This window comes from Isoptericola sp. NPDC057391, assembly GCF_042668085.1.
Classification (GTDB): domain Bacteria; phylum Actinomycetota; class Actinomycetes; order Actinomycetales; family Cellulomonadaceae; genus Isoptericola.
This window is the reverse complement of record NZ_JBHVBO010000031.1, coordinates 1-13068: the sequence shown is the minus strand read 5'-3', so window position 1 is coordinate 13068 and position 13068 is coordinate 1. Positions and strand designations below refer to the sequence as shown.

Below are 13068 nucleotides of genomic sequence, written 5' to 3'. Positions count from 1 at the left end.
CGGCCGACATCCCGGTGCCGCCCGGGCCGTGACCCGCCCCTCAGCCGGCGACCGAGACCGTCGCGCCGACGGCCGTCGGGTCGGCCAGCAGGTCGCAGACGGCGGCGGCGAGGTCCGCGCGGCGCACCGACCAGCGCCAGCGCACGTTGCCGTCCCGGCGCTCGTGGTACCGGCCGCGGGCCGCGCCGTCGCGCAGCATGGGCGGCCGGACGATCGTCCAGTCGAGCCCGGACTCGCGCACCGACGGCTCGGCGAGGGCGAAGCCCGCGTTCGCGTCGCGCAGCGCCCGCGCCAGGATCGGCTTGGCCAGGTAGCGGGACAGCGGGTCGTCGCCGTCGACCACCCAGCCGCTCGCGGTGACGACGACGGCTCGGCGCACCCCGGCATCGCGGGCGGCGCGCACGAGGACCCGGGTGAGCTCCCCCTGGATGCCAGGCGCGCTGCCCGGCACCGGCCCCAGCGCGGACACGACGGCATCCACCCCGGCGAGCGCGGCCGTGACCGCGGCGGCGTCGAGACCGTCCGCCGTCGCGACGCCGTCGGGGGTCAGGTCGCCCAGGCGCGCCGGGTCGCGCACGACCGCCACCACGTGGTGGCCCCGGCGCCGAGCCTCCTCCACGACCAGGCGTCCGGTCCGTCCTGATGCTCCGAGCACGGCGATCTTCATGGGCCTCTCCTCGTTCCCGGTGGGGTGAGTAAGTGTTTACTCACCCCTAGGATGAAGGTGCCCGCACGGGCATGTCAACGGGACGGGAGAACCCATGAGCGCGCGCGACCGGATCCTCGACGCCGCGGCGACCGTGCTGCGCGAGCGCGGCATCGCCCGGGCCACGACCAAGGAGATCGCGCGCGCGGCGGGCTGCTCGGAGGCACTGCTCTACAAGCATTTCGCCGACAAGCAGGAGCTGTTCCTCGGCGTCCTGTCGGAGCGCGCCCCCGGCCTCGACGCCCCCGCTGACCTCGTCGGGCGCGCGACCGTCGTCGAGAACGTCACGACCCTCGTCGGCCAGCTGCTCGCGTTCTACGCCCGGTCGTTCCCGATGGCGGCGTCGATCCTCGGCGCTCCCGAGCTGCTCGTCGCGCACCGCGAGGGCCTGGGGCGCCGGGGTGCGGGCCCGCACGGCCCGGCGCTGCAGGTGCAGGCCTACCTCGACGCCGAGGCGCGCGACGGACGCCTCGACCCCGGCACCGACACCGAGGCCGTGGCGCGGACGCTGGCCGGCGCGGCGCTCTTCGAGGCCTTCCTCGCCGTCTACGCCGGGCTCGACACCGTGCCCGACGCCGCCGCGCGAGCGCGCGGCATCGTCGGCGCCGTCCGCCTGGACGCGCCGGGCTCAGGCGCGACCAGCTAGGCGAGAGCTAGCGGCGCAGCCGCATCGGCGTGTGCGGGATGTCGTCCTCGAGGTACTCGGGCCCGTCGGGGACGAAGCCGAACCGCCCGTACCAGCCGGTCAGCGGCGACTGCGCGCCGAGCACGACGTCGGCCTCCGGCGCGGCGGCGGTGGCGGCCTCCACGGCAACGCGCATCAGCACGCCGGACGCCCCCGTGCCGCGCACGTCCGGGTGGCACACCACGCGGCCGATGCGCTGCACGTCGCCGTCGTCGAGCACGCGCGCGGTCGCGACCACGCTGCCGTCCCGCTCACCGTCGAGCAGGATGACGTGCCGCGCCGTGGGCTCGGCGTCCCGACCGTCCAGGTCCGGGTACGCGCACTCCTGCTCGACGACGAACACGTCCTGCCGGAGACGCCACGCCTCGTACGCGGTCCGCGCGTCCAGCTCGTCGAGCGTCGCGACCCGCACCGTCCACCGGTCGTCGTGCCGCGCTGCCGCGTCCTGCGTCGTCATGGTTCCCCCTCGTGCCGTCGCTGCCGCCCGACACCCTAAGCCGCGCGCCGATGAGATCCGACCCCGGCCCCCGTCCCTTCCCGTAGGACCCGCCGCGACCGGCGCCGGGTCGTCGCCCGAGGAGGTACCACCGTGACCGCAGCACGATTCACCGGGGTCCAGACCGTCGCGGTCCCCGTCCGCGACCAGGACGCCGCGCTCGCCTTCTACACCGGACCGCTGGGGCTCGAGGTCCGCTTCGACGCCGAGCTGCAGCCGGGCTTCCGGTGGGTCGACGTCGCCGCGCCGGGCGCCGCGACCTCGCTCGCGCTGGTGCAGGCGGGCGACGGGTTGCCCGCCGGAGTCGACACGGGGGTCCGGCTCGTGACGCCCGACGCCCGTGGCGCCCACGCGGCCCTGACGGACGCGGGCGCCGACGTCGACGAGCTCCTCCTGTGGGAGTCGGCGCCGCCGATGTTCTCGTTCCGGGACCCGGACGGCAACACGCTGTACGCCACCGAGAACCCGGCCGGCTGAGCGACGGGCTCGCGGCGGGCCCGCCCGGCGCGCCAGACTCCCGCGCATGACCGTGCTCCGCTCGATCCTGCTCTTCCTCGCCGCCGCCGTCTTCGAGATCGGTGGCGCCTGGCTGGTGTGGCAGGGGGTGCGCGAGCACCGCGGCTGGATCTGGATCGGCGCGGGGGTGGTCGCCCTCGGCGCGTACGGGTTCTTCGCGAGCCTGCAGCCGGACGCGGGCTTCGGCCGCATCCTCGCCGCGTACGGCGGGGTGTTCGTGGCCGGGTCGCTCGTCTGGGGCATGGTCGTCGACGGCTTCCGGCCCGACCGCTGGGACGTCGCGGGCGCCCTGATCTGCCTCGCCGGGGTCGCCGTGATCATGTACGCGCCACGGTCCGGCGCCGCCTGACCGCCCCGGCCGCGGCACGTCTCAGGTGAGGACGAGCCCGACCACCCAGGCGAGGGTGGCCACGACGCCGCCCGCGAGCTGCACGCCGATGGTGATGAGCGTGGCCTTGAGGGCCGCGCGCGTGGCCGTCCACGCGACGGCCGCGTCGCGCCGTCGGGCCAGCTCCACGAGGAAGACGGCGCCGGCGAAGAAGAGGAAGAGCCCGACCACGGGCACCACGAAGAACCCGACGATCCCCGCGACGCCGGCCAGCGCGAGCGTGCCCCAGGGCACCTCGGCCCGGCGCATGTGGCGGCCGGCGAGCAGCCACTGACCCGTCTCGGCGGCCCCGACCGCCAGTGCGGCGACGGCGAAGCAGACCCACGCCGTCGTGCCACCGGTGACCCACGCCCACACGAGGATGCTCCCCAGCACGAGCACGTTGCCCGGGAGCACCTGCACGACGATGCCGACCAGGCCGACGGCGATCGCCAGCCCGACCAGCACCTCCCCCAGGACGCTCATCGCGACCGCCCCGGGGACACGTGGCCGGTCACCAGAAGACGGCGACCAGGATGTTGACCAGCGTCAGCGCGCCGATCGAGTGCTTGAGGCCCGGGGCCACGGCACCCGTGCCGTTGTCGCCCTTCGAGCCCTGGCGCTTGGCGACGAACGCGAGCACCGCGATGATCAGCGCGATCACGAGCTTGACGCCGATCTTGGCCATGTCCGGCGCGGTGTCCTCGGTCCAGACGTCGCCCATCTCGGCGATGCCGACCATGAGGACGCCGGCGACGAGCGCCGTCGCGGCGCCGTGGAAGACCCCGCGGTAGAGGCCGGGGCTCTTGATCGACGCGATGTAGCCACCGAGGACGATCGCCCAGCCCACGAAGTGGAGCGCGACGAAGACGTGGTAGAGGAACTCCATGCGGGCAGCCTAGCCGCGCGAGGACCGGGATCTGACACCGCTGTCCGCAACCGGTCACACATCACACCCGCAAGCCGTCCTCGCACCGTCCCACCATGTGGTCCCAGCATGTGGACCTGATATCGCGCCGCACCGCCCGGTGCGGTTACGGTCGTCCCCATGACCACGGCCGCGCACCGCCTCCTCGTGACGACGCGTCACGAGATGCCGGCGTGCGTGCGTCGCAGCATGCGCAGCTGTCTGTGCTGCTGTCGCTGATCGCGCCCTACCTCAGCCCCGCCGCCCTCGCGCGGCTCCTGAGCACCGGCGCGCGCCGTCGGTCCTCGGCCCACCCCCGCTGAGTCGCTCGTCGTCGCGCGTCCCGCCCCCGAGGACCCGAGGAACTCCCCCAGATGACGACGCAGACCACCGCACCCGCCCCGACCAGCGACGACGCCCCCGCCCGCGTCCGCCCCCCGCGCGCCGCGCGCCCGAACGGGCAGTGGAAGGTCGACGGCACCGAGCCCCTCAACCACAACGAGGTCTTCAAGCAGGAGGCGGCGCCGCTCGGCGTCCGCGAGCGCATCGAGTCGACCTACGCCCGCGAGGGCTTCGACTCGATCACCGACGACGACCTGCACGGCCGGTTCCGCTGGTGGGGCCTGTACACGCAGCGCAAGCCCGGGATCGACGGCGGCCGCACCGCGACGCTCGAGCCGCACGAGCTCGAGGACCGGTACTTCATGCTCCGCGTCCGCTCGGACGGCCAGGCCCTCTCCCCGGAGGCGCTGCGGGTGCTGGGCGGCATCTCGGCGGACTTCGCGCGGGGCTCGGCCGACATCACCGACCGGCAGAACATCCAGTACCACTGGATCGAGATCGAGAGCATGCCGGAGATCTGGCGCCGGCTGGACACGGTGGGCCTCGAGACCACGACGGCCTGCGGCGACTCCCCGCGCGGCTTCCTCGGCAGCCCGGTCGCGGGCATCGCGGCCGACGAGATCATCGACCCGACGCCGGTGATCCTCGAGATCAAGCGCCGCTACATCGGCGACCCGGAGCTCGCGAACCTCCCGCGCAAGTTCAAGACGGCGATCACGGGCCACCCGAGCCTCGACGTGGTGCACGAGATCAACGACATCTCGCTGGTCGGCGTCGTCCACCCGGAGCTCGGCCCCGGCTACGACCTGTGGGTGGGCGGCGCGCTGTCCACGACGCCGCGCCTCGGCGAGCGGCTGGGCGTCTTCGTCACCGAGGACCAGGCGCCGGACGTCTGGCACGGCGTCATCCGCATCTTCCGCGACTACGGCTACCGGCGACTGCGCAACAAGGCCCGCCTGAAGTTCCTGCTCGCCGACTGGGGCACCGAGAAGTTCCGCGAGGTGCTGGAGACCGAGTACCTCGGCTACGCGCTGCCCGACGGCCCCGCCCCGGCACCGGCCACGCGCCCCGGCGACCACGTCGGGGTGCACGAGCAGAAGGACGGCCGCTTCTACGTGGGCGCCGCGCCCGTCGTCGGGCGGGTCGGCGGCAACACCCTCACCGGGCTGGCCGATCTCATCGAGCGGGTCGGCGCGGCCTCCGCCCGGCTCACCGCGCACCAGAAGGTCGTCATCCTGGGCGTCCCCGGCGACCGCGTCGACGAGCTGCTGGACGGCCTGGAGCCCCTGGGACTCACCGCCCGCCCCAGCCTGTTCCGCCGCTCGACCATCGCGTGCACGGGCATCGAGTTCTGCAAGCTCGCCATCGTCGACACCAAGGACACCGCGGCCCGCGTGATCGGCGAGCTCGAGGACCGGCTCGGGGACGTCACCGCCCGCCTGGACGGGCCCATCGAGCTCAACGTCAACGGCTGCCCCAACTCCTGCGCCCGCATCCAGACCGCCGACATCGGGCTCAAGGGCCAGATCATCACGGTCGACGGCGAGCAGATGCCGGGCTTCCAGGTGCACCTGGGCGGCGGCCTGGTCGGCGAGGGGCGCGACGCCGGCGGGCTCGGTCGCACGGTCCGCGGCCTCAAGGTGCCGGCGTCGGAGGTCGGCGAGTACGTGGAGCGCGTCGTGCGGCGGTATGACGCCGAGCACGACGGCGGCGAGACGTTCGCCCAGTGGGCGCACCGGGCCGACGAGGAGGCGTTGCGGTGACCGCCGTCGAGGTCTCCTCGCCGGTGACGCTGCTCGCCTCCCCCGCCGGAGGGGGCCGGCTCGCCGAGGTGCGGGCCCGGGCCGCGGCGCGCGAGGAGTCGCGCGGCGCCCGGCAGCGCGCGCGTGCGGCCCGGCACCGTCGGTCCGTCGAGGAGCTGCGCCACGTCGTCGAGCGGGGCCAGGCGCAGCTGCACGCCGACGGCGACCGCCCCGAGGCGACGGCCACGGAGGTCGTCGCGTGGGCGGTGCGCGAGTTCGGGCCGTACCTCGCGGTGGCGTCGTCGATGCAGGACCTCGTGCTCGCGCACCTGGTCTCGCGGCAGCTCCCGTTCGTCGACGTGCTCTTCGGCGACACCGGCTACCACTTCGCGGAGACGCTCGGGACGCGCGGTGCGGTCGAGATCGAGATGGACGTGGACGTGGTCGACGTCCGCCCCGAGCTCACCGTCGCCGAGCAGGACGCGGAACACGGCCCGCGCCTGCACGACCGGGACCCCGAGGCCTGCTGCGCCATGCGTAAGGTGGCTCCTATGCGGCAGGCCCTGCAGGGCTACGAGGCCTGGGCGACCGGCGTCCGCCGCGGCGAGACCGCGGCCCGCGCGAACGCGCCCCTGGTCTCCTTCGACGAGCGCAACGGCGTCGTGAAGATCAACCCGCTGGCGGCCTGGACCGACGAGCAGGTCGAGGAGTACGCCCGCGCGCACGGCGTCGTGGTCAACCCCCTGCTCAGCGACGGGTACCCCTCCGTGGGCTGCGAGCCCTGCACCCAGCGGGTCGAGCCCGGGCAGGACGCCCGCGCCGGCCGCTGGGCCGGCAGGGACAAGGACGAGTGCGGGTTGCACCTGTGAGCGGCCGCAGGACGTCCTCGAACGGGTCGCGCGCGGCTCGGGCTTCCGCCCCGCACGACACGTACCCGCTGGGCCTGCGCGTCGCCGGCCGCCTCGTCATCGTCGTGGGCGGCGGCCCCGTGGCGCTGCGCCGCGTGCGCGGCCTGCTCGCCGCCGGGGCCCGGGTGCGCGTGATCGCGCCCGACGTCGTGCCGGAGCTCGCGGCGCTCGTGTCCGCCGGCGCGATCGAGCGGATCACCCGGGGCTATTGCGACGGCGACCTCGACGGCGCGTGGCTGGTGCACACCGCGACCGGCGACCCCGACGTGGACGCCCGCGTGGCCGGCGACGCCGAGCTGCTGCGGACGTTCTGCGTCACGGCCGGTGACGCCGAGCTCGGCTCGGCCTGGGTGCCCGCGGTGGCCCGCACCCCCGTGACGGACGCCGCCGGACGGCCCGCCGGCGACCTCGCCGTCGCCGTCACGGCCGGACGCGACCCGCGCCGCGCCGTGCGCGTGCGCGACGCCGTCGTGGCGGGCCTCGACGACGGCAGCCTGCCGCTGCGCGCGGTGCGTCCCACGGACCCCGCCGGCGGCGGGACCACCGAGGGCGCGCGCGTCGGCCGCGTGGCCCTCGTCGGCGGCGGGCCCGGGGACGCGGGCCTCGTCACCGTGCGGGGGCGGCGGCTGCTCGCCGCGGCGCACGTCGTCGTCGTCGACCGGCTGGCGCCGCGGTCCCTGCTGGCCGGGCTGGGCGACGACGTCGAGGTGGTCGACGTCGGCAAGACGTCCGGGCACCACCCCGTGCCGCAGGAGGAGATCACCGCGCTGCTCGTGCGGCACGCGCTCGCCGGGCGCGACGTGGTGCGGCTCAAGGGCGGCGACCCGTACGTCTTCGGCCGCGGCGGCGAGGAGCTCGACGCCTGCCGCGCCGCCGGGATCGAGGTGGAGGTCGTGCCCGGCGTGACGTCCGCCGTCTCCGTGCCGGCGGCCGCCGGCATCCCCGTCACGCACCGCGGGCTCGCCCGCGGGTTCAGCGTGCTCACCGGGCACGACGACGTCGGGCAGGTGCCCGGCGGCACCGACCACACGCTCGTGCTGCTCATGGGGGTGACCCGGCTCGCGGACACCGCCCGCGCGCTCGTCGCGGCGGGCCGTCCGGCGGACACGCCCGTCGCCGTCGTGGAGGACGGGTTCGGCGCCCGCCAGCGCACGACCGTCGGCACGCTCGCCGACATCGCCGACCGGGCCCGCGCCGTGGGCGTGCAGGCCCCGGCCGTGACCGTCGTGGGCGACGTCGTGCGGCGCAGCCCGGCGTGGACGGGCCCCGCGTCCGCCCACCACCCCGCTCACACCGCGGCGGCCCCGGCGGTGAGGTCGTCGTGACGGAGGTTCACGCGGGCGAAACGGCGGCGGTCGACGCCCGCCCTAGGGTCGCGGGCATGACCGCACCCGCGCTCCTCGCCGTCTCCCACGGGACGGCGTCCGCCACCGGCGCGGGCGCCGTCGCGACCCTCGTCGAGGCGGTCGCCGCCCGCCTCCTCGACGTCCCCGTGCACGCGGGCTTCGTCGACGTGCAGCAGCCCGACGTGCCGGCCTGCCTGGCGGGGCTGCGGGACGTCGACGCGTCGACGGTCGTGGTGCCGCTGCTGCTGTCGGCCGGGTACCACGTGCACGTCGACCTGCGCGAGGACGTCGACGCCGCCGTCGCAGCCGGCGACGACGTGACGCTCGGCGGCGCGCTCGGGCCCGACGACCGCCTGGTCGACGTGCTCGAGCACCGCCTCGCCGAGGCCGGCCTGCGCGACGACGACACCGTCGTCCTGGCCGCCGCCGGGTCGAGCGACGCGCGCGCCGTCGCCGACTGCGAGACCACCGCCGCCCGCCTGGCCGGGCGCCTGGGCCGCCCCGTCGCCGTCGGGTACATCGCCAACGCCACCCCGCGCGTGCACGAGGTCGTGGACTCGGCCCGGGCCGAGCGGCCGGGGCGCCGCGTCGTCGTCGCGTCGTACCTGCTCGCGCCGGGGTTCTTCGCGGACCTGGCCGCGCGGGCGGGCGGGGACGTCACGACCGCGCCGCTCCTGGTCGCCCACGAGGACGCGCCCGCGGGGCTCGTGGACGTCGTCGTCGAGCGCTACCGGGCCGTCGCTCGAGCCGGCGTCGTCACAGCAGCCGGCGCGCCGCGGCCCATCGCGTGAGCTCGTAGCGGCTGGAGAGCTGCAGCTTGCGCAGCACCGCGGACACGTGCGTCTCGACCGTCTTGATGGAGATGAACAGCTCGCTCGCCACCTCGCGGTAGGAGTAGCCGCGCGCGATGAGCCGCATGACCTCCTGCTCCCGCTTGGACAGGCGGTCCAGCTCGTCGTCGGCGACGGCGACGTCTCCCGCGGCCGTGCCGAAGGCGTCGAGCACGAAGCCCGCGAGCCGAGGCGAGAAGACGGCGTCCCCGCCCGCCACGCGCACCACGGCCCCGGACAGGTCCGACGCCGAGATGTTCTTCGTGACGTAGCCGCGCGCCCCGGCACGGATGACGGCCACGACGTCCTCGGCCGCGTCCGACACGGACAGGGCGAGGAAGCGCGTCTCGCCGAGGAGGTCCGCGCACCGGCGCACGACCTCCGCCCCGCCGCCGCCGTTGCCTCCCGGCAGGTGCACGTCGAGCAGGACGACGGGCGGCCGGTGCTCGTGCACGACGGCCACGGCCTGGTCGACGTCCGCCGCCTCGCCCACCACCTGCACCCGGGCGTCCATGCTGGCTCGCACGCCGGCGCGGAACATGTGGTGGTCGTCGACGAGCACGACGGGGACCGGGCCCGTCGGCTGCGGCGACGCGTCGGTGGGAGTGGTCACGTGCGTGCTCCTTCGTCGGCGGTGGTGCTCGGCTCGTTCTCGGTGGGCTCGTCGCCGGCGGGCTCCGCCGCCGGGGCGGCGGTGCCGTCGCGCGGCATGCGCAGCCGTACCTCGGTGCCCCAGCCGGGGCGGCTGGTGACGTCGGCGGTGCCACCGCGCCGGTGCACGCGGCCCAGGATCGACTCTCGCACCCCGAAGCGGTCGGGCGCGATGTCGTCCATCTCGAACCCGTCGCCGCGGTCGCGGACGAACACCTCCACGGCCGCGTCGGTCACCTCGAGGTAGACCGTCACCGGCGGACGACCGTGCACGACGGCGTTCACGAGCGCCTCGCGGGACGCCTGCAGGAGCGCGGACGTCTCCTCCGTGGGCACGCAGTCGCCCACCATGACCGACTCGACCTCGACGGCCCGGCCGTCCTCGACCTCCGCCACGAGGGCGCGCAGCTCGGCCGCGAGCGACGTGCCCGGGGCGGTGCGGTCGGTGTACAGCCACTCGCGCAGCTCGCGCTCCTGGGCGCGGGCCATGCGGGCCACCGCCTCCGGGTCGTCGGCCCGCGAACGGATGAGGGCGAGGGTCTGCAGCACGGAGTCGTGCAGGTGCGCGGCGATGTCGGCCCGCTCGGCCTCGCGCGCGCGGGCGGCGCGCTCGTCGCCCAGCTCGCGCACCAGCCGCAGCCACCAGGGCGCCAGCATGAGCGCGGCGCCCGCGAGGACCGCGAGCGACGCCACGGCCGCCTGCAGCAGCACCTGCACGGGGGCGTCCTGGCCGATGAGGAGCAGCACGCCCACCATGACGAGGACGACGCCGCCCACGAGCCGCAGCACGAGGGTGGAACGGCGGGTGCCGCTGCCCCCGTCCCCGAGGCGACCGCGCTGCGCGGCGTCGAGCTGGCTCCACGCGAGCGCCAGGCCGCCGACGGCGACGAGAGCCGGCAGCACCCACGACGCCCCGACGTCCCACCCCGCGCGGATCGCGACCAGGATGAACGCGCCGGCGATGAGGGCCGCCCCGAGGAGGACGTCGCGCACGGGCAGGGCCGCGACCGGGCCCCGCAGGCGCAGGCGCGGCGCGAGCCGTTGCAGCGACGTGGGCGTGGTGTCCGCGGCCTGCCGCGGGTCGCCCGACGGCACGGTCACCCACCAGAACACGTAGGCCACCGCCCCCGCGCCCCCGACGAGGGTGAGGAGGAGGAAGGCGATGCGGACCACGACGACCGGGAGGCCCAGGTGCGCGGCGAGGCCCGCGGCGACGCCGGCGAGCAGCCGCCCCTGCGGGGGCCGGCGCAGCGGGAGGCGCGGGGGTCGCTCGGTGGTCATGCTCCCGATCCTGGCACGGCGGGGGCGCCCCGGGGCGCACGATCCCGAGGTTTCAGGGTCGCCCGCCCCGCCGAATCAGGGTCGCGTCAGGGCAGCACCCGATGCCGTGGCGCCCGCCCGCTCGCCAGGATGGAGCCATGAGCACCGACGACCTCCCCCAGCCGCCCGGGCCGCAGCCCGGAGCAGGCGGCACGCCCGCCGCGGGCGGCACCCCGCCGCGCCGCACCGGCGACGGCTTCTTCGACTCCATCCGCCGCATCGGCCTCACCCGGTCGGACAACCGGTGGGTCGGCGGCGTCGCGGGCGGCGTGGCCGACCGGTTCGGCCTGGACCCGCTGCTGGTGCGCGGCCTGCTGATCCTCAGCTTCTTCCTCACCGGCGCGGGCATCGTCATCTACGCGATCGCGTGGGCGCTGCTGCCGGAGCGGGACGGCCGCATCCACCTGCAGCAGGCGTTCCGCGGCGACTTCGACGTCGCGCTGCTCGGGGCGGTCGTCGCGCTCATCGTCGGCTTCGCGTGGAACAACGGCCTCGGGTGGTGGGGCTTCGGGATCGAGTGGATCGGCGGGCTCCTGTGGGTGGCTGTCTGGGTCGGGATCGTCTGGCTGGTCGTCAAGCTGATCCGTGACCGCCGCCCGCGGAACGGCGGCCCCGGCGCCCCGCCAGCGCCGCCGTACCCCGCGGCTCCCCCGTACCCGGCCGCGCCGGCGCCCGGCACGACCGACGACCCCGCCGCCGGCGGACCCTCGTCCACGGGCTCCTTCACCCCGGCGCCCCCGGCCCCGTACCTGACGACCCCGCCCCAGACGCCCCCGCCGCCGGCCGAGCCCGCGAGCCCCGCGGGCTCCTGGGCCACGGCCCCCGCGGCCTCCGCCGCTCCCGACGCCCCCACCGCTCCGTCCGGCGCCTGGGCCACCGCGCCCGCGCCGGCCGCACCCCCGGCTCCCCCGGCTCCCCCGGTCGTCCCGGCGCGACCCCCGCGGCCCGTGCGCCGTGGCCCCGGCGCCGCCGCCGTCGGGATCGTCCTCGGGCTCGTGCTGCTCGCGGGCGCGCTGCTCCTCGTGGCCGACCGCACCGGGAACCTCGACCTGCCCCTCGGCCCCACGTGGCTGGGCGTGTCGATCGTGGTCCTGGGGCTCGGGCTGGTGGTGACGGGCCTGCGCGGCCGGCGCGGCGGCGGCCTGACGTTCCTCGCCATCCTGGCGCTGATCGCCGGCGTGGTCACCTGGCCCTTCGCCGGGGACCGCGACTCCTGGGAGTTCTGGGACGACGACCCGCAGTCGGGCGCCGCCGCGATCATCAGCGACGGCACGCTGACCCCGACCACGGTCGACGAGGCCGAGGACGGCGTGCACGTCCGGTTCGGCAGCGCCGTCGTCGACCTCACGGCCCTCGACCTCGCCGACGTGGCGCCCGGCGACCCCGTCGTCGTCCCGATCTCGATGACCGCCGGGAGCACCGTGGTGCGGATCCCCGCCGACGAGGCCGTCGAGGCGGAGGTGGAGGTCATCGCCGGCAACGCCACCTGGCGCGCCGACGGCCAGGACAGCTCCGTCAACACCTACACGAACGGGCCCGCCCGCTTCCGCACCGACGAGGTGCGCGAGGGCGACGGCGCGCGCCTGCTGCTCGACGTCGACGTCCGCGCCGGCGACCTGACCATCGAGGAGTCCCGATGAGCGACGACAAGCCCACCACGCCCGGCCCCGAGCCGGACGAGACGCAGGCCCTGCCGGCCGCCGACGAGACCCAGGCCCTCCCTGCCGCCGACGAGACCCGGGCACTGCCGGCAGCGGACGAGACCCGGGCCCTCCCGGCGGCGGACGAGACGCAGGCCTACCCCGGCTCGGGCGACACCCGCGCGTTCCCCGTGGCGGGGCCGGACGACCCGCTGTCGATCTTCGACCAGCCGGAGCGCTCCGCGAGCCCCGAGCCGGAGACGCCGGCCCCGGGCTACGGCGGCACCGTGCCCGGTCCGGCGACGCCCGCGACCCCGGCGGCCCCGGCGCCTCCGGTGGAGCCGGTCGTCGCCCCGGACGAGACGCACGCCGGCACCGGTCCGCGGCCCAGCACGATCGTGTGGGGCTTCCTCGTCGTCGCGTTCGGCGTGGGGCTGGTGGCGAACGCCGCGGGCGCGCACATCGACGTCGAGCTGGCCGCCATCGTGCTGCTCGCCGCGGCCGGCGCCCTGCTGGTGATCGGCTCCGTGGTCAGCGCGGTGCGCCGCCGGCGGCGCGCGTCCGCCGCCCGCTGACGCGCGCGGGCACGACGACGCGGCGGTGACCCGAAGG

15 protein-coding genes are annotated in these 13068 nt (G+C 76.2%); 9 read left to right on the top strand and 6 right to left on the bottom strand.

Annotated elements, in window-relative coordinates:
• Nucleotides 1-40 precede the first annotated feature (40 nt).
• Nucleotides 41-667 (bottom strand): NAD(P)-dependent oxidoreductase, encoded by a 627-nt coding sequence (locus tag ACFUVW_RS06810; protein WP_430570571.1) that lies wholly within the window; start codon nt 665-667, stop codon nt 41-43.
• A gap of 94 nt (nt 668-761) precedes the next feature.
• Between ACFUVW_RS06810 and ACFUVW_RS06805 the strand changes: the two genes are divergently transcribed.
• The gene (locus ACFUVW_RS06805; RefSeq protein WP_430570570.1) at nt 762-1352 is read left to right on the top strand and encodes a TetR/AcrR family transcriptional regulator; all 591 of its coding nucleotides are present in this window, start codon (nt 762-764) and stop codon (nt 1350-1352) included.
• Nucleotides 1353-1359: 7 nt separating this feature from the next.
• Here the strand turns inward: ACFUVW_RS06805 and ACFUVW_RS06800 are convergent, their stop codons facing one another.
• On the bottom strand, nt 1360-1848 hold the full coding sequence (locus ACFUVW_RS06800) for a GNAT family N-acetyltransferase (RefSeq protein ID WP_430570569.1): 489 nt from the start codon (nt 1846-1848) through the stop codon (nt 1360-1362).
• A 132-nt stretch (nt 1849-1980) separates the two neighbouring features.
• Here ACFUVW_RS06800 and ACFUVW_RS06795 point away from each other — a divergent pair, with 132 nt between their 5' ends.
• On the top strand, nt 1981-2364 hold the full coding sequence (locus ACFUVW_RS06795; RefSeq protein ID WP_430570568.1) for a VOC family protein: 384 nt from the start codon (nt 1981-1983) through the stop codon (nt 2362-2364).
• A 46-nt stretch (nt 2365-2410) separates the two neighbouring features.
• Complete coding sequence (locus ACFUVW_RS06790) at nt 2411-2752, top strand: YnfA family protein (protein ID WP_430570567.1); 342 nt, start codon at nt 2411-2413, stop codon at nt 2750-2752.
• A gap of 21 nt (nt 2753-2773) precedes the next feature.
• Here the strand turns inward: ACFUVW_RS06790 and ACFUVW_RS06785 are convergent, their stop codons facing one another.
• Together ACFUVW_RS06785 and ACFUVW_RS06780 are read right to left on the bottom strand one after the other, a co-directional pair.
• A complete protein-coding gene (locus ACFUVW_RS06785) occupies nt 2774-3256 on the bottom strand; it encodes a DUF456 domain-containing protein (protein ID WP_430570566.1) in 483 nt (160 codons plus the stop codon).
• Between the two features lie 28 nt (nt 3257-3284).
• On the bottom strand, nt 3285-3659 hold the full coding sequence (locus ACFUVW_RS06780; protein WP_430570565.1) for a hypothetical protein: 375 nt from the start codon (nt 3657-3659) through the stop codon (nt 3285-3287).
• Nucleotides 3660-4051: 392 nt separating this feature from the next.
• On the opposite strand from ACFUVW_RS06780, the gene ACFUVW_RS06775 reads away from it, so the two are divergent.
• Genes ACFUVW_RS06775 through ACFUVW_RS06760 form a run of 4 tightly spaced genes read left to right on the top strand, consistent with a single transcriptional unit; the run spans nt 4052 to nt 8806 of the window.
• Nucleotides 4052-5782: a nitrite/sulfite reductase gene (locus tag ACFUVW_RS06775; RefSeq protein ID WP_430570564.1), complete on the top strand. Its 1731-nt coding sequence runs from the start codon at nt 4052-4054 to the stop codon at nt 5780-5782.
• Nucleotides 5779-6630 (top strand): phosphoadenylyl-sulfate reductase, encoded by an 852-nt coding sequence (locus tag ACFUVW_RS06770; RefSeq protein ID WP_430570563.1) that lies wholly within the window; start codon nt 5779-5781, stop codon nt 6628-6630. The genes ACFUVW_RS06775 and ACFUVW_RS06770 overlap by 4 nt, the downstream gene beginning before the upstream one ends.
• Nucleotides 6627-7994 (top strand): uroporphyrinogen-III C-methyltransferase, encoded by a 1368-nt coding sequence (cobA, locus tag ACFUVW_RS06765; protein WP_430570562.1) that lies wholly within the window; start codon nt 6627-6629, stop codon nt 7992-7994. Before ACFUVW_RS06770 ends, cobA begins: the two co-directional genes overlap by 4 nt.
• Before the next feature lie 56 nt (nt 7995-8050).
• Nucleotides 8051-8806, top strand: a complete 756-nt coding sequence (locus ACFUVW_RS06760; protein ID WP_430570561.1) for a sirohydrochlorin chelatase — start codon at nt 8051-8053, stop codon at nt 8804-8806.
• On the opposite strand, the gene ACFUVW_RS06755 is transcribed toward ACFUVW_RS06760, so the two are convergent.
• On the bottom strand, nt 8772-9386 hold the full coding sequence (locus tag ACFUVW_RS06755; RefSeq protein WP_430570585.1) for a LuxR C-terminal-related transcriptional regulator: 615 nt from the start codon (nt 9384-9386) through the stop codon (nt 8772-8774). The two genes, ACFUVW_RS06760 and ACFUVW_RS06755, sit on opposite strands and share 35 nt — an antisense overlap.
• A gap of 68 nt (nt 9387-9454) precedes the next feature.
• Nucleotides 9455-10777: a PspC domain-containing protein gene (locus ACFUVW_RS06750; protein WP_430570560.1), complete on the bottom strand. Its 1323-nt coding sequence runs from the start codon at nt 10775-10777 to the stop codon at nt 9455-9457.
• Between the two features lie 137 nt (nt 10778-10914).
• Between ACFUVW_RS06750 and ACFUVW_RS06745 the strand changes: the two genes are divergently transcribed.
• Both ACFUVW_RS06745 and ACFUVW_RS06740 read left to right on the top strand, forming a co-directional pair.
• Nucleotides 10915-12456, top strand: a complete 1542-nt coding sequence (locus tag ACFUVW_RS06745; RefSeq protein WP_430570559.1) for a PspC domain-containing protein — start codon at nt 10915-10917, stop codon at nt 12454-12456.
• Complete coding sequence (locus ACFUVW_RS06740) at nt 12453-13031, top strand: hypothetical protein (RefSeq protein ID WP_430570558.1); 579 nt, start codon at nt 12453-12455, stop codon at nt 13029-13031. The genes ACFUVW_RS06745 and ACFUVW_RS06740 overlap by 4 nt, the downstream gene beginning before the upstream one ends.
• Nucleotides 13032-13068: the final 37 nt, after the last annotated feature.

Bases quoted from the DNA above. Each gene is read 5' to 3' on its own strand.
- ACFUVW_RS06810 (WP_430570571.1), bottom strand. From the start codon at position 667: ATGAAGATCGCCGTGCTCGGAGCATCAGGACGGACCGGACGCCTGGTC.
- ACFUVW_RS06805 (WP_430570570.1), top strand. From the start codon at position 762: ATGAGCGCGCGCGACCGGATCCTCGACGCCGCGGCGACCGTGCTGCGC.
- ACFUVW_RS06800 (WP_430570569.1), bottom strand. From the start codon at position 1,848: ATGACGACGCAGGACGCGGCAGCGCGGCACGACGACCGGTGGACGGTG.
- ACFUVW_RS06790 (WP_430570567.1), top strand. From the start codon at position 2,411: ATGACCGTGCTCCGCTCGATCCTGCTCTTCCTCGCCGCCGCCGTCTTC.
- ACFUVW_RS06785 (WP_430570566.1), bottom strand. From the start codon at position 3,256: ATGAGCGTCCTGGGGGAGGTGCTGGTCGGGCTGGCGATCGCCGTCGGC.
- ACFUVW_RS06780 (WP_430570565.1), bottom strand. From the start codon at position 3,659: ATGGAGTTCCTCTACCACGTCTTCGTCGCGCTCCACTTCGTGGGCTGG.
- ACFUVW_RS06775 (WP_430570564.1), top strand. From the start codon at position 4,052: ATGACGACGCAGACCACCGCACCCGCCCCGACCAGCGACGACGCCCCC.
- ACFUVW_RS06760 (WP_430570561.1), top strand. From the start codon at position 8,051: ATGACCGCACCCGCGCTCCTCGCCGTCTCCCACGGGACGGCGTCCGCC.
- ACFUVW_RS06755 (WP_430570585.1), bottom strand. From the start codon at position 9,386: ATGTTCCGCGCCGGCGTGCGAGCCAGCATGGACGCCCGGGTGCAGGTG.
- ACFUVW_RS06750 (WP_430570560.1), bottom strand. From the start codon at position 10,777: ATGACCACCGAGCGACCCCCGCGCCTCCCGCTGCGCCGGCCCCCGCAG.
- ACFUVW_RS06745 (WP_430570559.1), top strand. From the start codon at position 10,915: ATGAGCACCGACGACCTCCCCCAGCCGCCCGGGCCGCAGCCCGGAGCA.
- ACFUVW_RS06740 (WP_430570558.1), top strand. From the start codon at position 12,453: ATGAGCGACGACAAGCCCACCACGCCCGGCCCCGAGCCGGACGAGACG.